The organism is Sphingobium sp. (genome assembly GCF_049304695.1).
GTDB lineage: Bacteria > Pseudomonadota > Alphaproteobacteria > Sphingomonadales > Sphingomonadaceae > Sphingobium.
On sequence record NZ_JBAQOK010000059.1, the window covers coordinates 91,432 to 111,678 of the forward strand.

Genomic DNA, 20,247 nt, shown 5'->3' on the forward strand with positions numbered 1-20,247 from the left:
TGGTTCGGTTTCAATAGCAGCTGCCTGGATCCAGCAGATTGTTCAAACTGCAGTTCTGCCGTCCAGGCAGTAACGATCAGCCAGTCACAGCGCGTTGATGACGCTCTGCCCAATCCAGCGCTGTGTCGGCGACTTCCTCCCAACCTTCGTCGAGCAATGTCCAATGCGAACGATTTGGGAATATGCGATACTCGGTCAGCGCAGGAGCTTTCTTCTGTTTGGCGAAGATGGCGCGCGTCATCGCTGCGTCGGCGATCAGGTCCTTGCCCCCGCCGATCAGCAGCATCGGCGCGCGCGCCGGATTGCGCCAGTCGATCTTCATCGGATTGATGACGCCGTCCCAATAGACCCGCCCGGGCGTTGGGATGATATAGCGATCATAGAGCGCATCGGCTTGTGCGGCTGGCACGGTCTGGGCGAAACGACGTGCGAAGAAGCGGCGCGACATATGCTTGACCCTGTTCCGGCTGAACGGATCGAGAAACACGGGCAGCGCCGAGACGATTGCATGGGGATAGAGCGGCACCCCTGGTGTCGGCGCCGGATGGATCACGACGCCCGCAACGCCCATTCCCCGGTCCATCAAATGCTGGACGAACACCCCGCCGACCGAATGACCGATCAGGATCGGCTGCTCCGGCAATGCGCGGATGATCGCTTCGTAATGCGCGACGATTTCCCGCTGGCCGCTTTTGTGGAGGCCAGGATGAGGGGCCGCGCGCAGGTCAGCCGGATCGCGATCGTCGAGCGGCCAGTCGGGGGCGATCACGGTGTAGCCGCGCGCCTCGTAGCGGGCCTTGACGCCGTTCCAGCTCCTGGCATTGAGCCAGGCACCGTGCACGAGGACAATGGTCTTTGATTGGGTCATGACTAGATTCCCTTCTGTGGACGGGCCGCATCAAGCCCGGTAGCGGGCGGCGGCATGGTTGCGGGAGAGATTGGGCCGCAGCGCCGCGCGTGCGGCCAGATAAGCATCAAGATCGGCGCTGTCGGGTAGGGCTGGAATGGTGATCGTTTCGCCCAGGTCGAGGCCCCTCATAGCGGCGTCGACCATCTCGTCGGCTTCCATCACCATGTCGGCCGGGATGTTGGCAAGCTGCTCCTGAGTCCAGATGGCGGTGCGGGTTATCCCCGGCAGCACGGCCTGGACGCGAACGCCTTTCGATCCCAGTTCGCTCTGCAATGCCTCGGTAAAAGCGAGAACGAACGCCTTGGTTGCTGGATAGAGCGCGGTGAAACCTTCGGGCATCAGCGCCGTGACGGAGGTCATGTTGATGATCGTCCCGCTGCCCAACCCGACAAGGCGCGGCGCGATGGCGGCGGTCAGGCGGGTGACAGCCAGCACATTGAGGTTGATCATGCCCGTCAGGAAGGATGGATCTGCTTCCACCAGCGTGGTTTCCCCCGCGATGCCGGCGTTGTTGACCAGGCCAACAATGCGGTCGTCTGTTCGCAGTCGGTTTTCGATACGGGCAAGATCGTCCGCGTTGGACAGATCCGCGCTGATGACCTCCACTGCGACGCCTGTCTGCGACGTCAGCTGCTGCGCCAGGGCCGCCAGCTTGTCCGCGCGGCGGGCAACGAGGATCAGGTCGTGGCCGCGGCGGGCCAGCCGGTCGGCATAGATGGCACCAATGCCATCGGAAGCGCCGGTGATGAGGAACATATTGTTCATGGCGAATATCCTTTGTGCGAAACGGAGGCGTCAGTTGCGGATGAAGGCGAGCAGATCGGCGTTGAACCGATCCTGATGGGTCTGCGTCAGGCCGTGGTCGGCACCCGGATAGATTTTGAGCACCGCATCCTTGACGATTTTGACCGTTTCCAGTGCGGACGCGCCGATCGGCACGATCTGGTCATCGTCGCCATGCAGGACGAGCGTTGGCACATCGAATTTGGCCAAGTCGGCATGGAAATCACTCTCCGAAAAGGCCCGGATGCTGTCGAGTTGTCCCTTGAGGCCGCCCATCATGCCCTGCCGCCAGAATTCATCGCGGATGCCATCGGATATCACCGCACCTTCGCGATTATAGCCATAAAAGGGGATCGTCAGATCCCTGAAGAACTGACTGCGGTTGTTAAACGTGCCCGCGCGGATGCCATCGAACGCATCGATCGGCAGACCGCCCTGATTGGCCTCGGTCATGAGCATCAATGGCGGCACCGCGCCGATCAGTGCCACCTTGGCGACACGGGCCGTCCCATGACGGCCGATATAGCGGGTCACTTCCCCGCCGCCGGTCGAATGGCCGACCAGGATCACGTCGTGCAGATCCAGCGTCTGGATCAGCTCGGCCAAATCGTCGGCATATTGATCCATGGTGTTGTTGGCCCACACCTGGTCCGAACGACCATGGCTGCGGCGATCATGGGCGACCGTGCGGAAACCCTGATCGGCAAAAAAGACCATCTGCGTGTCCCAGACATCGGCGCTCAGTGGCCAGCCATGCGAGAAGAGGATCGGCTGGGCCTCCTTCGATCCCCAGTCCTTGTAAAAGAGCCCGGTTCCATCCTTGGTCGTAATCCTGCTCATGTTGGCACTCCCTGTTGAACGGGGCGGTTGCGCCCTGTGATCAGAGGAATAGGATCGTTGCGCGGCAGCCAGGAGCGGCGGTTCCGACATTAAGCAGGTCAAAACCGACAAAGGGAGCATAGGCATGGCGGTGGGGGCGGGAACGGCGGTTGACCTGGGTGCCGAAGTGGGGCTGGTCCTTTATCCCGGGTGCCAGATCGGCATGGTGTATGGCGTCACCGATCTATTCGTGATCGCATCACAATTTTCGCTGGACCGGGGCGGCAAGGCGTTGCGCGTCAGCCACTGGTCAGTCGACGAGGCCGGCACTTTCACTCGGACGTTCGACACCCATCCCGACCAGCCGGGCATGCCGACGATCCTGATCAGCCCGGGCCGGCTGTCGGGCCCGCCCGACGCGCACGAGGCAGCGCCCTATGCGCGTTGGTTGCTGGACCGCCATGCGCAGGGCACCGTTCTGGCATCAAATTGTGGGGGCACGTTCCTGCTCGCGGCCACGGGCCTGCTGGCGGGCCGACCCGCCACAACCCACTGGCTGTTTGCCGACCAGTTTCGCGATCGCTTTCCCGACGTCAGGCTCGACACGGCCAAGATGGTGATCGATGATGGGGATATCATCACGGCGGGTGGCCTCATGGCCTGGACCGACCTTGGCATGCGGATCGTGGATCGGTTGCTGGGTCCCACCGTGATGATCGAGACCGGCAAGTTCCTGCTGATTGATGCATCTGGCCGGGAACAGCGCCATTTTTCCAGCTTTGCGCCGCGCCTTACGCATGGCGACGAAGCGATATTGAAGGTGCAGCACTGGCTACAGGGGCGTGCGGAGCGGCCGGTCAGCGTTGGCGATATGGCAGGAACGGCGGGGCTGGAGGAGCGCACCTTCTTGCGCCGGTTCAAGGCGGCGACCGGCATGAAGCCGATTGAGTATGTGCAGAACCTGCGCGTCGGCAAGGCGCGCGAACTGCTGGAATTTACCAGGCGGTCTGTAGACCAGATTGCCTGGGCAGTCGGCTATGAGGATGCAACCGCCTTTCGCCGCGTGTTCCATCGCATATTGGGCTTGGCACCTGGCGAATATCGCAGCCGCTTCTCAAGCGGATCAGACGTTCAGATAGCGGCATGACTTCTGGACATAGCAAATCCGACAAAGGGCCGATTAACGAATGAGACGATCAGGACGTTGAAAAACAGTCTCGTCCCAACCTATGTTCAGAAGCCCGGCGCATTGTCGGACTGGCTCGGAAAAGCTCGAGAGGGCTGGCCACTAGCCCAACCAATCAGTCGTGATCTCGCCCCTATGCCCTTTCGGCGCCAGCGCGGCGCGCAGGGCTTCCAGCAGAGGCGGCAGCGCCTGCGTGAAGGCGTAGGGCGGATTGACGATATAAAGGCCCGCGCCGTTGTATAAGCCGGGCTGGTCGCCATCGTATAACCAATGCTCCACCCGCAGCAATTTCGGAATGCCGAGTTTGCGTAACTGCTCCCTCCACCGCCAATGCGTGGCGCGGTCTTTCAGCGGATACCAGATCACCGTCACGCCATGCGCCCATTTGCGGTGTGCGGCGGCAAGTGTGGCTGTGATGCGTTCGCGTTCGTCTGCCTGCTCATAAGGCGGATCGACCAGCACCACGCCGCGCGCGGTGCGGGGTGGCACCATCGCCAGCCAAAGCTCGTAAGCGTCGCGCTCATGTACGGCAGCGGTCGTGCCGCGCATCATGCCGCGCAGGGTATAGACATCCTCGGGATGTTTTTCGTTCAGGATCAGGAAATCCTGCGGCCGAAGAAGCTGCGCCAGAATTCGCGGCGAGCCCGGGTAGAAATGTGCCTCGGTCCCGACATTTACCGCTTGTAGGACGGCGCGGTAGTCGTTCAGCAAGGCGTTCGAGTCGACAAAAGCCCGCTGCACGCCCTGCGTGGACTCGCCGGTGCGTTGGGCATCCTCCCCGTCAAGGTCGTAAAGCCCGCAGCCGGCATGGGTGTCGATCAGGGTCAGCGCGCTCTGTTTTTGCTGCAAGGCCCGCACGAGGGCGATCAGCAGGCTGTGCTTGACGACATCGGCGCTGTTGCCGGCATGGAAGGAATGGCGATAATTCATTGCGACCCGAATGCTTGACGATCTACATTTATATTTGAGGCTGGGCACGGTTGCCGAGCGCGAAGCGATTGAAGAAACCAATCCGGCGCTAGTATGAAGTCGTGTGGAAACCTTCAATACACTTCTGCACGACGCCTCAAGTCCGCGTTAGCGATCGCTACCAGAGGCGAAGACGCAGGGCTCCGCGCGCATGGAAATGTTCGAACAACATAACGGACTTGCGCCCGCTCAATGTAGGATGACCTGGATTAGTTGACTGCTGCCGGACAGGAGCAAGCTCGGCCATAGACCCGGCGAAGTCGGACATGACAAAGCCGCTGGCTGGATGCATCGATACAGTCACACTATGTGTGGAGGTGTGTCATTTAGTTTGCTTGGCCGGAACGGTGCCGGTTCCGGGGTCGAACACCCAATTGAGGTAGACCGCGATCCTTATGCCTCCGCGCTTCAGTCGATCGTCCATCTCCGATCGATGTTTGTAGGCATAGTCCCAGGATATGCTGGCGTCGGCGGGGTAGATCGTCTTGCGTAGCGCGATGCTCTCACCAACCCAGACCGAAGGCGCAGGATCGCTCCAGTCGATCACCTGCTCGGGCGAGATCAAGCGCGACAGCCAATGCGCATATTCGGAATAGGATAAGGCGCGTTGCTCGATCATCGCTGAGTCCCACACCGAATGAAGGTTGGTCGCGCGCCCGAACCAGTTCACTTTGACATCATTGCCGCCCCGGTCATCCCCACCGCCCGCGTGTAATGGCTGATGCAGATCGCCGATGATGTGCACAATGAAGCGGAGGGCCAGCCGCTTGTCCTCGATCGACGATTTGGGATTGCGCAACGTCGCCGTAAAACCATCCAGCGCGCTCATGGCATCGCCCTCTGGCGGCGCGTCCTTGCTTTGATAGCTGTCCCCTTGCCTCACCGTCACATAGTGCCACGGGCCAGCCTTCTTCTGCCAATATTCGGCAGGGTCGGACTTCATGTCATCGGGCCAGGTCGCCGCCTCGGCAAGATCCTCGGCACCAAGCAGAAGCCGGACATGGGCACGTGCAACACCGCTCAGATTTTCATCGGCAATGGCACCTGTTATGCGATGCCCGACAGGGCCCCACGCCTGTGCGGGTGTGCATAGAAGGAATGGGATGGCGAGAAGGGAGAATATGCGCATGGCTATTCCTTGGCGATATTTCCTCTTCAGGGAAAGACGGATTGCTGCGGATGACATTTCGCTCCCCGCGGGCGAACTTAAATCGTCCTGTCGGTCTTGTCGGCCAGCATCAGCCGTTCGCCCTGCTTCTCTACTATGGCGGCGATCGGCCCTGACATCAGGCTGAGCATGCCAGGAAGATGGAGCGTTACCCGCAGCCGATTGTCTTCTGCATCGACGGTGCAAGGCACTTCGACACCCATGGTCGCGACCGTCAATGCAAGACGCTCGGCGCTGAGCCACGAATGGGTCACAGTGGCGGCACCGCCCGGGATGTGCGAGGCCAGCTTGCCAACGCCCCTCTCCATGCGCCGTTTGGCCTCATCGCGGCCAAGAGTGTGGGGAATATCGATCACAGTGGGAGTTGCCATGGTCCATGGACGCTTGGAACAAGGCTGTGGTTCCGGCTCTGTCGCGTGGGCCAATATCATGACGCCGGGGCTGGGGCTGGTGCTTGACCGGGAAAAGGAGGGATCCCCAGCAGCAAACCTCGCTCATCTCGCCTTTACGGCGGGCACCTCGGCAATGCGGGTGGTGTAGTTGGGCGACTTGCTGTCCGATCTGGCCGCCCATTCGCGCTTGAACCCCTGACTGGCTGGAACGGCCGCGAATGTCCCGAAACGCATATTGACCTGATCCATGGCGACCATCAACCGATCACGCCGTCCGCTATCGTCCTCGAAGAGCGTTCGCGGTCGTCTATCAGCGTCGATGAGGTCTTCCAGCATGACGCCCGCCTTGGTGATGCCATAGCCCTCTCGCCAAGCGCTCTCTATGCCGCGCCGGGCGTAGGCAAGAAGCATGAGGCCATCGTTGGTCATGGGCTGCATGCTGAGCGTCCGCGTCGCAGAATATTGCGGCTGGTCCTGCTTATGCCGATTGGTATGGAAAAATACCGTCAGGCGTCCTGCTACTAGGCCGTGCTGCCGCAGCTTTTCTCCCGCCCGCATCGCATATTGGGCAACGGCGCCCATCAGCATGTCCATATCGGTGACAGGCGTACCAAAGGATCGGGTGACAGCCATGCCCTTGCGCTGAGGCTCAACGGTTTCGATGGCGCACGCCGGAACACCGCGCAATTCAGCGACCAGCCGTTCCAGCACGACACCGCCGATGGCGCGGGCCTGCTTGAGGGCCATGTCGCGCAACTGCCCGGCAGTGCAGATATCCAGGCCTGCAAGTTTGGCCGCCGTCGCCCTGCCGACGCCCCATACATCGTCCACGTCGAACTGGTCGAGCACCCAACGGCATAAGTCTTCGTCGCGCAGATCGGCGACGCCATCAAATGTCGGGTTTTTCTTCGCCGCCGCATTCGCCAGCTTTGCGAGCGTCTTGGTCGAAGCGATGCCCACACAGGTGGGTATGGTGGTCCACTGCCGGACCTGCGCGCACATGGCACGGCTATGCGCGGCGAGATCCAGATGCTCGAAGCCTGCAAAATCGACAAAGGTCTCGTCGATCGAGTAAATCTCGAAATCCCTTGCAAATGGTTCGATCGCCGCGACGACCCGCCGCTGCATATCGCCATAGAGGGCATAGTTGGACGACAGGACGCGAATGCCATGCTGCCTGATCTTGTCGCGGATGAGATGGACAGGATCTCCCATTTTGACGCCCAGAGCCTTGGCTTCACCCGAACGGGCAATCGCACAGCCGTCATTGTTGGAGAGGATAATGACCGGGACACCAACTAGGCTGGCATCGAACGCTCTCTCGCAGGACACATAATAATTGTTGCAGTCAATCAGGGCGACCGGCGCGCTCATCCGTATTTGCGGGCCAGTCCGACGACCACGCCCCATATCTCGACATATTCATCCACGATGATGTCAGGAAAGCCATCGGCTTCCGGAACAAGCCAGAAGCGCCCGTCGCGACGCTTCAGCCGCTTCAACGTGCGATCGCCATGGACCATAGCGACAACGATATGGCCTGAAATGGGCTTTTTTGCCCTGCTGACGATGATCAGATCGCCATCGGTAATCCCGGCCCCGGTCATGGAATAGCCATCGACGCGCATGATGTAGCTTGCAGCCGGATGCTCCACCAGCCAGTCGGCCAGATTGATCGGTTCCTCCATGTCGTCCTGCGCGGGCGAAGGAAAGCCTGCCGGAAGGCTGACCAGCAGCAGCGGCAGATCGGGCATGGCAAGGCAAATGGGTATGGGTTCAAACATCAAATAGGCCACGAATCAGATACCCGATCCGGCATAGCCTGATTGTCCGAAACGGTCATTTGTTCTTTTTATGTTCTACCCTTGAACGGTCATCCGCGCGGCAGGATATGCCCTCGCCATCGCACAGGCACGGTCATAATCCGTCGATAGCCATGCCTGATAGTCGGCCGGTTCAACTATGACCGGCATCGCTTTGGGATGCAGCGGCGCGACCAGCGCATTGGGTTGGCAGGTCAGAAACGCATAGACCGGACCATGGTCGCTCTGCCGCCATATGCCAGCGAACGCCGCGATCGGCTGGTCGATCACGTTGAACCACCACTCATCGCGTCCTTCCCCGATCCTGGGTTCTGCGAATGTCGAAAAGGGTACGAGGCAACGCTGCGGAGGATTGGCCAGCATTGACTTCCAGAATGGGCTGCTGAGATTCCGCACATTGGTGACGCGCTTTTCCAGCAACTTTCCGCTCTTGCCTTTGACGTGGGCTGGCACGCCCCACGACATGACATCGCTTCGGATCACACCATCATCGTTGCGGACGATCATGCCAGGCTTTTTGGGCCAGACGTCGGTGGCGAACGCGGCGTTGGGTTGCCGAATATCGAACCCTGCATAGTCCCGCCAACTGGGAATCTTGTCGGGGTCGGTTCGATAATGATTGCACATTCGGGGAGCCTAGCGATCGCCAATTTGATCGCAAGCCTCTTGCATCGTTCCTGATATGTTCTTTACGATCGCAACCATGATCCACCCTGATTCTCTTTGGCTCGCCCAGAGCCTGCTTCACGCCCCGGCCTGGGCACGCGTCGCCCTCACCGCACCCAACGAGCGCTTGCGCGAGAAGGCTGCGGTGGAATTGGCGCAAAGCGTCATTGCAGCTATAGAGCATCCCCCGAATATTCCTGACATCCGCCAGATGACGCTGCCCCTGTGACGCAAAGCCTGCGGCACATCCGCGTGATGCACAGGGTCAGCCATGCTGAATAGTCTGCCGATTTCCTGATCTTGAGCAATAGACCGCATAGCGGCTGTGCAATCCGGCACCGCCACGCTAGCGTCTCGGTTTGAGCGATCGGGAATAGATATGAACGGATTTGTACGTTTGGAAACGGTGGACGGCGATTTTGTCGTCGTCAATGTCGATCGGGTCAGTTTCGTTCGGCGCTACCGCGGTGAAAACGGCACTAGCGCGATCAATTTCGAGAAGGGAAATTATCTCGTCGTCAAAGGCAGCCTCGACAGCGTCATGACCATCCTGGCCGACGGCTGAAACGACGCTCATGCTTGCCGCCCTATCAGCAGTCGTTCTGGCATCCGGGCAGGCCTTTGCTTGTACGCCGACCCATGTCTGGGACGGGGACGGCCCAATCTGGTGTGCGGAAGGTCCAAAGATACGGTTGGCCGGTATCGCCGCACGCGAGATGGACGGCACATGCAAACAGGGGCACCCCTGTCCCAAGGCATCGGCTATTGCAGCACGGGACCGGCTGGTGCGCCTGCTGGGCGGCGCGAAAGGCAAGGCGCGGACCGGCCATATTCTTGTATCGGCGTCGGCCATGCGCTGCGTGTCGAATGGATCGGCGCGGGGCGGTCGCACGGCGGCATGGTGTACGCTGCCAGGCACGGGCGACATAAGCTGCGCCATGATCAGGTCCGGCACTGTCCTGCGATGGGATCGTTATGCACGCGGGCAGTGCCGCTGATGCCGAGAGGAACGCGCCATGAACTGACCGGCCTTCTTCTGGAAGGCGACTTCTATCCGGTGCTGCGTGTAGCCGATGGAGGCGAGTGGCGACTGGAGATCACCAAGGCCTGGCGACCTCTGTTGGGCAAGCGCGTTGCCATCATCGGCGTGCGCGATGGTTTTGATCTGATTGCGGTCGAACGGATCACCCTGGCATGACGCACGACCAGCTTTTGTGGGGGGCGGTGTCCATGCTGATGAAGCAGCATGGTGAGCGCGCACCGCGCAAAGTGGCCGAACGGATAGGTACTCTTGCGGTTGAGGGTAAGGGGACTGCATCGTAACGAGCGCCGGGCCGCAAGGAGGCTGCTGCGCCGTGTCCAAGCCAAGCAAGACGCTTTTCTGCTTGGCGGCGGCAGCGCAAAATTGTCACTGGCTGATCAGCGACTCAAACCGAAGCGATCTTCAAGGAAGGCGGCGATGCGGCGATACCCGTGAACGCGATTGGCAAGGCGGGCGATACCATGTCCTTCGTCCGGGAAGCGCAGATAGGTGACGGTTCCACCACTTGCTCGAATGCCCTCCACCAAACGGTCGCTCTCGGCGACCGGATCTCGCGGGTCGTTCGCTCCGTGCATGACCAGCATCGGCGTGGTAATCTTGGCTACGTTATTGATCGGCGACAGCTTGGCAAAGAAGGCGCGGACCTTGGGATCTGCGATGTCACCGAATTCAAGCTTGTCAGCGGCCTTCAGTCCGGGGCTGGCTTGCTCAAGCGCTGTTACCCAGTCCGATACACCCACGATAGAAACGCCGGCCACGAACATGTCGGGATATGTGCCAAGCGCCTGGTTGGTGAGATAGCCGCCATAAGAGCCGCCACCGACCGCGATACGGGTGCCATCGACCTGACCCGACTTGCGCAACCATTCCGCCGCGTCGGCCAGATCTCCGACCTCGTCGACCTTCTTCTCACGGTCATTCAACTGCTCGAACGTCTTCCCTTGGCCCGTCGAACCGCGATAGTTGAAGTCGAGTACCGCAATGCCGCGGGCGACATAATATTGGATGTCCGCCGAAAAGCTTGGCGTCGCATAAGCACTGGGGCCGCCATGGATACGCATGAACACTGGCGGCTTGCGGCCGTCGGGCGATGTCGTCGGCAAATACAGGAGCCCCGTGAGCGGTGCCCCGTCACGCGCGGCGAAGCGGACTGGCTCTGGGACCACCATCTGCGACAGGTCGAGCCCGGGCGCATCGGTCGGCACCAGAACACGGGCGGCGACATCCTTTGCGGACAGATCCCACGAAAGCACTTCGCCCGCCGTAGTCGGGCTGTTCGCGCTGATCAGGAGCATTGGCCGCTCCCCAGCGAACTGGACAGACATAGTGCCTGAGGGCAGTTTTGGCACAGGGATGTCGTGGCCGGTGCTTAAGTCGCGCGCGTGCAGACGGCTGAACCCAGTCTCGATCGTGGTCCAGACCAGATAGCGGCCATCGGGGCTGAGCGCGATCTGACCGATATCGAAGCCTGGCTTGATGATCGTTTGGAGCCGACCCCGGCCTACATCATAAAAAGCGATCTCGTGATAGTCTGAGGATTGGTTGGTCGAAAGATAGAAACCGCTGCCATCGGGCTTCCATGCGATAGAGCTGTATTCAGCGATAGTCTTCGGCTCGAAAACGGTTGCCATCTCGCCGGTTGCGGCGTTGAGCAGGTGAAGGTTATTACCACCCCCGCGGGTCTCGCTAACCGCGATCAAATCACCACCTGGCTGCCATGCGGCGGCGTAGAAACCGCCCTTTCCATCATAAACGCGCCGACTTTGGCCGGTCTCGACGTCCGTCACATAGATGTCGAAGTCGGTACCGTTGCGCTCGGTCGAGGAATAGGCGAAGCGGCGCCTGTCGCGGCTCCAAGCCCCAAAGCTGCGGAACGCTGGCGATTTCTCAACGATTGTCCGCTCTTTGTTTCCGTCGATGGTGAGCAGGTGCATGCCGACGCGCTCGTCTCCATCGGTATCAGCGCCGTACAGCCAATGCCCGGAGGGGCCGGGCTCCAGCCAGTCTACGCCCGATCCGTAGGTGAGTTGGTCTGGAAAGCCGCCGCTTACCGGCATCGTCCAGATCTGGGGCGAACCGGTGATGTCGCTGATCCAGGCAATGTGGGTCCCTTCCGCGGAGAGGACTGCACCGCGCGGGCTCCGTACAAGCAGGAAACGGGTGATGTCGAATTTGCCATCTTGTGTTGGCGCGAGCGAAACTGGCTCGGCCTTGACAATGTCCTCAGGACGAGGGGTTTGCGCCGCAACTGCTCCTGCGGCACCGCTTGCTAGCAGCAATGAAAGGATAAGGGCCCGCATCATGTGCTCCATGGCGTCTCGAATGAACGGGCAGGCTTGTCAGCCGCCTTCTTGTTGAAAACAAAGCTAGCCGGATGCGGATGGGAAAGCGAGGCAGAATACCCCCATTTGCCCACCACCGGTCGTCAACTCTTTGACGTCTGCCGCTGCTCCTTGTCTTGCACCTAATTCCACGCCCGCCTTGCCCGCACGTGCGATGCAAAGCCACATCGACTTGTGTGACGCCTTCTGGGCCGTTTGCCGAACGGCAAGTCCCGTGACTTTGGCGATTTTAAAGGCCGATTCCGGCAATTGCGACACCTGAAGCGGACATCCACTAGACGCCCCAAGTCTGGACAAAGCTGATGGCGGCGGCCTAGTTCGTAGGCCATGATTGAGAGAGAGTAGCAGAATGAAGGCTTGGCGCTTTGCGGTAGATCGTGGCGGTACTTTCACCGATATCGTTGCGACGACCCCTGAAGGGAAGCTAGTGACCGAGAAGCTGCTGTCCCAAAACCCGGGATTTTATTCAGATGCCGCCAGCGAAGGCGTGCGGCGCCTGATGCTGCGGTATGGCAAAGGACCGATTGCTGAGCTGCGTATCGGCACAACGGTGGCGACCAATGCGCTGCTCGAACGGAAGGGGGAACGGTTGGCGCTGGCCATCACGCGCGGCTTCGGTGATGCATTGCAGATCGCCACGCAGGCGCGACCCGATATTTTTGCCCGTCACATTATGCTGCCCGAGCAACTGCCTGCCAGGGTGGTCGAGATCGATGAGCGGGTCGGGGTTGATGGCAAAGTTCTGCGGCCGCTCGACGACGCGCAGGTTCGGCAGCAACTTGACGCCCTGCGTGCCGACGGCTTCGATACTCTTGCGATTATCCTGATGCACGGGTGGAAGCACCGGGACCACGAGGCGCGGCTTGCGTGGATGGCGCGCGATATCGGCTTTACGCAAGTTAGCGTCAGTCACGAGGTGGCACCGCTCATCCGTCTCATCCCGCGCGGCGATACGACGGTGGTCGATGCCTATCTTTCGCCGGTGCTGCGGCGCTACACCGATGTGCTCGAGGCCAGCCTCCCCGCGACCGGGAGCCTGCGTTTCATGCAGTCGAACGGCGGGCTAGCGGAAGTGGGCGCGTTTCGCGGCAAGGATGCTATCCTGTCCGGCCCCGCTGGCGGCGTGGTCGGCATGATCGCGGCGAGCGCACCACTGGGCCATACCCGGCTGATTGGCTTCGACATGGGCGGCACGAGCACCGATGTTGCACATTATGCCGGCGAATATGAACTGACCGGCGACAGCGTGGTTGCGGGGGTGCGGGTCGCGGCACCGATGATGCAGATCCACACAGTCGCGGCGGGTGGCGGGTCGATCTGCCGCTTTGACGGCGCTCGCTTCAGGGTCGGGCCGGAAAGCGCCGGGGCGGACCCTGGCCCTGCCTGCTACCGCAAGGGCGGACCGCTAACCGTGACCGACTGTAATCTTTTCCTGGGTCGCCTCGATCCTGCGTTCTTCCCGGCCGTGTTCGGTCCACAGGGCGATGCCCCGCTTGATTCGGTGGCGGCACGAGGGCGGCTGGAAGAGGTTGCCGCAATGCTGTCCGAACCAAAGCCGCTTGAAGTGATTGCCGAGGGCTTCCTTGCCATCGCGGTGGACAATATGGCCAACGCCATCCGCAAAATCTCGGTCGCGCGCGGGCATGATGTGACGGCCTATGCGCTCGCTTGCTTTGGCGGAGCGGGCGGACAGCATGCCTGCAAGGTCGCCGATGCGCTGGGGATGGAGACGGTGTTGGTCCATCCGCTTGCAGGGATGCTCTCGGCCTATGGCATAGGACTTGCGCCGGTGAAGGTCATCCGCGAGGTCAGCCTCGTGCGGCCGCTGGACGAAAGCTTCGCTCGTGAACTGGCTGCGCTTGAGGAACAGGCGCGGCAGGAGCTCCTTGATCAGGGCATCGCTGCCGACGCGATCCGGATCGACAGCCGCGCAAGGCTGCGCTTTGCTGGCAGTGACAGTCAGCTAGCCATAGCGTGCGCCGATCCAGAGGCTATGGATGGAGCCTTCCGCAAACTGCACCGCCAGCGCTTCGGCTATTCCGAGGCGCAGGCGGCAATCATGGTGGAGGCCCTGAGTGTCGAGGTGAGCGGGCAGGCGGGTGGGCTGTCAGCATCGGTCGATCTGCCCGAAACGTTGGTTGATGGTGATGCCATCGCGCCTGGCGCTTGGAAGTTTCTGTCGCGTCGCGCCTTCGATGTCGGCAAATGCGAACCCGGGCCGCTGCTGGTCATCGACCCGGGGTCGACGACCGTGGTCGAGGAAGGCTGGCAGGCGCGATTGGCCGATGAAGGAAGCCTGATCCTGACCCGCAGCGTGCCGCTGAAGCGTGAGCGCGCGGCGGGAACGGATGTCGATCCGGTCCGGCTCGAGATTTTCAACAACCTGTTCATGGCCATCGCCGAGGAAATGGGGGTGGTGCTGCAATCCACCGCGACCTCGGTCAACATCAAGGAGCGGCTTGATTTTTCCTGCGCACTGTTTGATCGCAGTGGGGCGTTGATCGCCAATGCGCCGCACATTCCGGTGCATCTTGGCAGCATGGGCGAAAGCATTGTGCGGGTGATCGATGCGCGTGGGAGCGGGCGCGACAGGCGCGGGTTTCGGCGCGGCGATGCTTATGTGCTCAATGATCCCTATCGTGGCGGCACGCACCTACCCGATATCACGGTGATCGTGCCCGTGTTCTACAGCGAAGAGGCGAGCGAACCCGATGCTTTTGTTGCAGCGCGCGGGCACCATGCCGATATTGGCGGGATCGCGCCCGGATCCATGCCGCCGGAAAGTCGGACAATTGAGGAAGAGGGTGTCCTGATCGACAATGGCTTGCTGGTTGACGAAGGGCAGTTTTGCGAAGCGGAAATGCGCAAATTGCTGGCGGCAGCGACATTCCCGGCCCGCAATCCCGACCGCAACCTGTCCGATCTGCGCGCCCAGCTTGCCGCCTGCACGCGTGGCGCGGAGCTGCTGCAGGGCGCAGCAGCGGATCATGGTCCAGACGTGATGGCGGCCTATATGGATCATGTTCTGGCCAATGCCGAAGAAAGCGTGCGGCGGCTGATCGATCGGCTTGAAGATGGCAGCTTTGCCTATGAAATGGACAATGGCGGGACAGTGAAGGTCGCCATCCGCATCGACCGCGCAAGCCGCTCGGCGGTGTTCGACTTTACTGGCACCAGCAACCAATTGCCGGACAATTTCAATGCGCCGCACGCGATTACCCGCGCTGCCGCGCTCTACGTGCTGCGCACGCTGATCGACGATGCGATTCCGATGAACGATGGCTGCCTGCGCCCGGTCGAACTGATTGTGCCAGAAGGCTCGATGTTGAACCCGAAGCCCGGCGCAGCCGTGGTCGCCGGGAATGTGGAAACCAGTCAGGTGGTCACCGATGCACTGTTCGCCGCTTGCCGCCGCCTTGCGCCGAGTCAGGGGACGATGAACAACTTCACGTTCGGTAATGAATATCACCAATATTACGAGACGATCTGTGGCGGTTCGGGCGCGGGTCCCGATCACGACGGGACGAGCGCGGTGCAGACGCATATGACCAACAGCCGTCTTACCGACCCGGAGATACTGGAAACGCGGCTGCCCGTGCGGATCGAGCGGTTTGCAATCCGCCATGGTTCGGGCGGGGTGGGTTTGCATTGCGGCGGCGACGGTGTCGAACGGCGCGTGACCTTCCTTGAACCGATGCGTGCCAACATACTTGCCAATCGCCGCCGGATTGCGCCAAGCGGGATATGCGGAGGCGAAGATGCACTGGCTGGCCGGAACTGGGTGGAGAGGGCGGACGGATCGCGTGAGGAGCTCGGGGCGACAGCGTCGGCGCATATGCAACCGGGTGATTGTTTTGTAATTCTCACCCCCGGTGGCGGCGGATTTGGGAAGGTGTCTCAATGAGCTATTGGCCACTCCTTGGAATTGCGATCGTCGTTGTTGGTTTTGCGTTGCGGTTCAATCCGCTGATGGTGGTGGTGGGTGCGGCGCTGGCGACTGGTGTGCTCGCCGGGTTCGATCTTGTTGCTGTGATCAAAGCGCTGGGCAAAGCCTTTAATGACAATCGCTACATCACTGTCACATGGATCATTCTTCCGGTGATAGGCCTGCTGGAACGGAATGGGTTGCAGCAACGCGCCCGCGCGGTGATCGAAGGAATGCGTGGCGCGACCATGGGCCGGTTGCTGGTCGCTTATCTTGCCCTTCGCCAACTCACCTCAGCGCTCGGCATGAAGGATATTGGCGGGCATCCGCAGGCCGTGCGCCCCTTGGTGGCACCTATGGCGGAGGCGGCGGCGATCAAGAACCATGGCGATCTATCTGAGGAGGACCGCGACAAGATCAAGGCCATGGCGGCTGCGACCGACAATGTAGGCCTGTTTTTTGGCGAAGACATTTTTTTCGCGATTGCCTCGATCCTGCTTATCCAGGGCGTGTTCGAGAGCGCGGGCTACCCCATGACCCCGTTGCAACTTTCCATCTGGGCAATCCCCACGGCCATCTGCGCCTTTGTGATCCACGGCGGCCGCATCCTCGCTTTCGACCGCCGGTTGGGGAGGGCACGCCCATGATCACCTACGAATGGCTTTACGCGCTGGCGGGCGCGGCCTTCGCGCTTTGGGCGCTGCTCAGCGTGCGTGAACGGCGCTGGGGCAACGCCGGGTTCTGGGCGCTGCTGGCCGCGAGCTTCCTGCTGGGCAGCCATGTCTCCGATCTCATGAACGGACTATTGGTGCTGGCGATGGTGGCGATTGCGGGGGGTGGCGGGCTGACGCGGAGCGATCCGCCGACGACCACGCCCCAGGAACGGCAGCTGCTGTCGGAGCGGCTTGGCAACCGGTTGTTCCTGCCAGCCCTGGTGGTACCGCTGATCGCTGTCGCGGGGACGCTGCTCTACAATTACACGCCTTTTAGCGAGACCGGATTGTTCGAGGCGCGGCGCGAAACGCTGATCCTGTTCGGGGTGGGCGTAGTGGCGGCGCTGATGAGCGCTATCGCGTGGCTGCGCCCGCCGCTGCTCGCTCCGGCCGAGGAGGGGCGGCGGCTGCTCGATTCGATCGGCTGGGCGGCGATCCTGCCGCAGATGTTGGCCGCGCTCGGTGCGGTGTTCGCGCTGGCGGGCGTTGGCGAAATTATTGGTAGCCTTGCAGGTGATATCATACCTCGCGGTAGCGTTTTTCTGACAGTTGTCGTCTTTGCGCTGGGCATGGCGTTGTTCACGGTGATTATGGGCAATGCCTTTGCTGCCTTTCCGGTCATGGCAGCGGCGATCGGAATTCCGCTCCTGGTCCAGCAATATGGCGGCAACCCAGCGGTGATTGGCGCAGTTGGCATGCTCGCCGGCTTTTGCGGAACGCTGTTGACCCCGATGGCGGCTAACTTCAACATCGTTCCCGCCGCGCTGCTTGCGCTGAAAGATCAGCATGGGGTGATCCGCCAACAGATCGGGACCGCTCTTCCGCTGCTGGTCTGCAATATTGTCATCATTTATGTAGGGGCTTTCCTGTTGTGGAATTGACCGAAGATATTGCCCGCAATTTCGCAAGGATAGCGCTTGGCCATGTGACGCGGCCCTATCCCTACAAGGACGACCATGTCTTCGAGAGCGACCAGGACGTCCGCGCCCCGCGCATGGCCCACCCGGTTTTCTTCGGCAGCTTTGACTGGCACAGCTGCGTGCACGGCTGGTGGACCTTGCTGACTTTAAGGCGGCAATATCCCGGCATGGCCGAAGCTGTGCCAATCGAGGCGCTAGCCGACGAAACCTTTACCGATGCCAAGCTCGCGGTGGAGTTGGCCTATCTCGACAGGCCGATGTCGCGCGGCTTCGAGAGGCCCTACGGATGGAGTTGGCTGCTATATCTGCATCTTGAGGCTGAGCGGCACGATGATCGCGAATGGTCTGTTCGTCTTGAACCCTTGGCACTGGCTTTCGCGGCGCGCCTTTGCGATTACCTTAGGATACTGACTTACCCGATTACCGTGGGAACACATTTCAATACGGCTTTTGCGCTGATCCTAGCACGACGTTGGGCGTTGGGTCGCGACGAGGCAATGGTGACCTTGATCGACGCGTGGGCAGAGCGAGCCTTTGGTAACCGTGCCGATTATCGCGGTTGGGAGCCGGGTGGCGACGAATTTCTCTCTCCCGTTCTCACTGCGGCACTATTGATGACCGAGACTCGGTCGAAGCGGACTTTTGCTCCCTGGTTCCGAGCCCTGGTGATTGCCAATGGCTGGCTTGAGAACGAATGCCGCCCTGCGCTCGTCTCCGACCGCACCGATGGAAAGATCGCTCATCTCGATGGTCTCAATCTCAGCCGCGCTTGGTGTCTTCGCATTATCGCAGATGCGCTTGACGATGAGGGAACGCAAAAGGCGCTGATGCTTTTGGCGGACGAACATCTTGATGCAACGCTGCCGCATGTGGCTGGTAATTATATGGGAGAGCACTGGCTCACCAGCTTCGCAGTTCTGGCGTTGCTCGTGCCAAAGCAAATCTAGCCACCAGCACGCCGCCGGACCCTTTTGTATCTACTCGTGGCCACTGACAGGAAGAGCGGACCGGCAAATCTATCTGACCCGAACGGAAGATTTTTGGAAGAGGCGCCGTTCGCGCTCGGCGAAAGAAAGGCGTATGTTGATCTCCTGCTGCTGAGTATGCCGGGTCGTCGGCTTCGTTCAAATCGATCGCCGCGTTCTGGGACTTTGCTGTCGTTCCCAGTCCATGCCTCAGAGGGCAGGTTTTTTCGGGAGCAGACACACGATGTTTGTCCATCTGGCCCGGGGGTACGACGAAGAGTGAGCCGTCTGCCAGTGGCGGAACCAGGGCGGTGAGATGCGATAGCGACTCAACGCCGATAGCTTCCCACACCACGCGGTTCACAGTGTCGCGGCGAGCGATCGAATTTGAAGATCCGCCATCGCGTGTCAGTAGGATCAGCCGTTCTCGCAATCTCATTTGAGTCAAAGTGGGCTGATCCATGAGTCCGATATAAAAGAATAGCTGTATTCAGATAGATAGCGGCTAATTTCCATAAATTTACCCCTATTTATCCCTTCCTCGAACCCGCTCGGTAGTAGCCCTTTGTCCACGGCGCTGATGTCCCTCGGCACCATGTTCGAAAGGCAAGGATCATGAAAAAACGACACCTCGTCAGCGCGCTGGCCATCCTCGCAGCCACGGCCCCGGTTGCCGTCCATGCGCAATGCGCTCCGGCCCAGGCTGCGGCATCGGTGCCTGTCATCCACTACAAGAGCACCACGATCGACGGCGTGAAAGTGTTCTACCGCGAAGCCGGACCGGCCGATGGCCCCGTGCTCCTCCTGCTGCATGGTTTCCCGACCTCGTCGCACATGTTTCGCAACCTGATCCCGCTGCTTGCGGATCGCTACCGGGTGATCGCGCCCGATTATCCGGGCTATGGCCAGAGCGACGCACCCGACCACAAGTCGTTCTCGTACACCTTCGCCAACCAAGCCGACATCGTCGACAAGCTTGTGACGAGGCTGGGCGCCCAGCGTTACGCCATGTACGTCATGGATTACGGTGCCCCCATCGGTTACCGACTGGCGCTCAAGCATCCCGAACGCGTCAGCGGTCTGATCGTGCAGAACGGGAACGCCTACAACGAAGGCCTGCAGTCGCCGTTCTGGGATCCGATCAAGGTCTATTGGCACGATCGTTCGCAAAAGAATCGGGACGCACTGAATGGCCTGGTCACGCTCGCCATTACGAAATTTCAGTACACCGACGGCATGGGCGATGTCGCGCGCATCAGTCCCGACAACTGGGTGCAGGATCAGGCGCTGCTCGATCGCCCCGGCAATCGCGACATCCAACTCGACATGCTCGGCGACTACGGGTCGAACGTTCCGCTCTACCCACAATTCCAGGAGTTCTTCCGCAAGTTCCGGCCGCCGACGCTGATCGTCTGGGGCAAGAACGACAAGATCTTTCCCGAAGCCGGTGCGCCTCCCTACCTGCGCGACCTGCCTGAGGCCGAGATGCACATCCTCGACAGTGGCCATTTCGCGCTCGAGGACAAGCTCGACGTGATGGCCCCGCTGATCCGCGGCTTCCTCGACCGCAAGGTCTGCAAGTGACCCCCCGCGTCCGGAGCCTTCGGGCTCCGGACAAACCCTG

At 60.9% G+C, this 20,247-nt stretch carries 20 protein-coding genes; 10 read left to right on the forward strand and 10 right to left on the reverse strand.

From position 1 onward, the window contains the following. Positions 1-76: 76 nt before the first annotated feature. Genes WA070_RS09495 through WA070_RS09505 form a run of 3 tightly spaced genes read right to left on the reverse strand, consistent with a single transcriptional unit; the run spans position 77 to position 2,533 of the window. A complete protein-coding gene (locus WA070_RS09495; protein WP_169574779.1) occupies positions 77-868 on the reverse strand; it encodes an alpha/beta hydrolase in 792 nt (263 codons plus the stop codon). Between the two features lie 30 nt (positions 869-898). Continuing rightward, positions 899-1,675, reverse strand: coding sequence for an SDR family NAD(P)-dependent oxidoreductase (locus WA070_RS09500; protein WP_169574780.1), 777 nt, complete (start codon positions 1,673-1,675; stop codon positions 899-901). A gap of 30 nt (positions 1,676-1,705) precedes the next feature. Further along, complete coding sequence (locus WA070_RS09505; protein WP_169574781.1) at positions 1,706-2,533, reverse strand: alpha/beta fold hydrolase; 828 nt, start codon at positions 2,531-2,533, stop codon at positions 1,706-1,708. 124 nt (positions 2,534-2,657) lie between these two features. Here WA070_RS09505 and WA070_RS09510 point away from each other — a divergent pair, with 124 nt between their 5' ends. Beyond that, complete coding sequence (locus tag WA070_RS09510; protein ID WP_422633777.1) at positions 2,658-3,659, forward strand: GlxA family transcriptional regulator; 1,002 nt, start codon at positions 2,658-2,660, stop codon at positions 3,657-3,659. Positions 3,660-3,800: 141 nt separating this feature from the next. On the opposite strand, the gene WA070_RS09515 is transcribed toward WA070_RS09510, so the two are convergent. The 6 genes from WA070_RS09515 to WA070_RS09540 all read right to left on the reverse strand — a co-directional run bounded on the left by WA070_RS09515 (position 3,801) and on the right by WA070_RS09540 (position 8,677). Beyond that, a complete protein-coding gene (locus WA070_RS09515) occupies positions 3,801-4,628 on the reverse strand; it encodes a 23S rRNA (adenine(2030)-N(6))-methyltransferase RlmJ (RefSeq protein WP_169574783.1) in 828 nt (275 codons plus the stop codon). A gap of 361 nt (positions 4,629-4,989) precedes the next feature. Continuing rightward, the gene (locus WA070_RS09520) at positions 4,990-5,796 is read right to left on the reverse strand and encodes a S1/P1 nuclease (RefSeq protein WP_169574832.1); all 807 of its coding nucleotides are present in this window, start codon (positions 5,794-5,796) and stop codon (positions 4,990-4,992) included. Positions 5,797-5,873: 77 nt separating this feature from the next. Further along, positions 5,874-6,206, reverse strand: coding sequence for a polyhydroxyalkanoic acid system family protein (locus WA070_RS09525; protein WP_268932739.1), 333 nt, complete (start codon positions 6,204-6,206; stop codon positions 5,874-5,876). Positions 6,207-6,329: 123 nt separating this feature from the next. Continuing rightward, positions 6,330-7,601, reverse strand: coding sequence for a Y-family DNA polymerase (locus WA070_RS09530; RefSeq protein WP_169574785.1), 1,272 nt, complete (start codon positions 7,599-7,601; stop codon positions 6,330-6,332). Further along, positions 7,598-7,981, reverse strand: a complete 384-nt coding sequence (locus tag WA070_RS09535) for a LexA family protein (protein WP_422633778.1) — start codon at positions 7,979-7,981, stop codon at positions 7,598-7,600. The genes WA070_RS09530 and WA070_RS09535 overlap by 4 nt, the downstream gene beginning before the upstream one ends. Before the next feature lie 105 nt (positions 7,982-8,086). Beyond that, positions 8,087-8,677, reverse strand: coding sequence for an SOS response-associated peptidase family protein (locus tag WA070_RS09540; RefSeq protein WP_169574787.1), 591 nt, complete (start codon positions 8,675-8,677; stop codon positions 8,087-8,089). Between the two features lie 55 nt (positions 8,678-8,732). On the opposite strand from WA070_RS09540, the gene WA070_RS09545 reads away from it, so the two are divergent. From WA070_RS09545 to WA070_RS09560, 4 genes are all read left to right on the forward strand, one after another. Further along, positions 8,733-8,945: a DUF6771 family protein gene (locus WA070_RS09545; RefSeq protein ID WP_235955182.1), complete on the forward strand. Its 213-nt coding sequence runs from the start codon at positions 8,733-8,735 to the stop codon at positions 8,943-8,945. A 150-nt stretch (positions 8,946-9,095) separates the two neighbouring features. Then, positions 9,096-9,281, forward strand: coding sequence for a hypothetical protein (locus tag WA070_RS09550; protein WP_169574788.1), 186 nt, complete (start codon positions 9,096-9,098; stop codon positions 9,279-9,281). Between the two features lie 10 nt (positions 9,282-9,291). After that, complete coding sequence (locus WA070_RS09555) at positions 9,292-9,714, forward strand: thermonuclease family protein (protein WP_169574789.1); 423 nt, start codon at positions 9,292-9,294, stop codon at positions 9,712-9,714. Then, positions 9,714-9,914, forward strand: a complete 201-nt coding sequence (locus tag WA070_RS09560) for a DUF5818 domain-containing protein (RefSeq protein WP_169574833.1) — start codon at positions 9,714-9,716, stop codon at positions 9,912-9,914. Before WA070_RS09555 ends, WA070_RS09560 begins: the two co-directional genes overlap by 1 nt. Positions 9,915-10,135: 221 nt before the next feature. Here WA070_RS09560 and WA070_RS09565 read toward each other — a convergent pair whose 3' ends face one another. After that, on the reverse strand, positions 10,136-12,070 hold the full coding sequence (locus WA070_RS09565; protein ID WP_169574790.1) for a S9 family peptidase: 1,935 nt from the start codon (positions 12,068-12,070) through the stop codon (positions 10,136-10,138). 379 nt (positions 12,071-12,449) lie between these two features. On the opposite strand from WA070_RS09565, the gene WA070_RS09570 reads away from it, so the two are divergent. The 5 genes from WA070_RS09570 to WA070_RS09590 all read left to right on the forward strand — a co-directional run bounded on the left by WA070_RS09570 (position 12,450) and on the right by WA070_RS09590 (position 20,207). Continuing rightward, positions 12,450-16,004 (forward strand): hydantoinase B/oxoprolinase family protein, encoded by a 3,555-nt coding sequence (locus WA070_RS09570; protein WP_422633779.1) that lies wholly within the window; start codon positions 12,450-12,452, stop codon positions 16,002-16,004. Continuing rightward, complete coding sequence (locus tag WA070_RS09575) at positions 16,001-16,672, forward strand: DUF969 domain-containing protein (protein ID WP_169574792.1); 672 nt, start codon at positions 16,001-16,003, stop codon at positions 16,670-16,672. Before WA070_RS09570 ends, WA070_RS09575 begins: the two co-directional genes overlap by 4 nt. Then, positions 16,669-17,619: a DUF979 domain-containing protein gene (locus WA070_RS09580; protein WP_169574793.1), complete on the forward strand. Its 951-nt coding sequence runs from the start codon at positions 16,669-16,671 to the stop codon at positions 17,617-17,619. Before WA070_RS09575 ends, WA070_RS09580 begins: the two co-directional genes overlap by 4 nt. Further along, complete coding sequence (locus WA070_RS09585) at positions 17,610-18,605, forward strand: DUF2891 domain-containing protein (RefSeq protein ID WP_169574794.1); 996 nt, start codon at positions 17,610-17,612, stop codon at positions 18,603-18,605. Before WA070_RS09580 ends, WA070_RS09585 begins: the two co-directional genes overlap by 10 nt. Before the next feature lie 633 nt (positions 18,606-19,238). Next, positions 19,239-20,207 (forward strand): alpha/beta fold hydrolase, encoded by a 969-nt coding sequence (locus tag WA070_RS09590; protein WP_169574795.1) that lies wholly within the window; start codon positions 19,239-19,241, stop codon positions 20,205-20,207. The last annotated feature ends 40 nt before the right edge of the window (positions 20,208-20,247 follow it).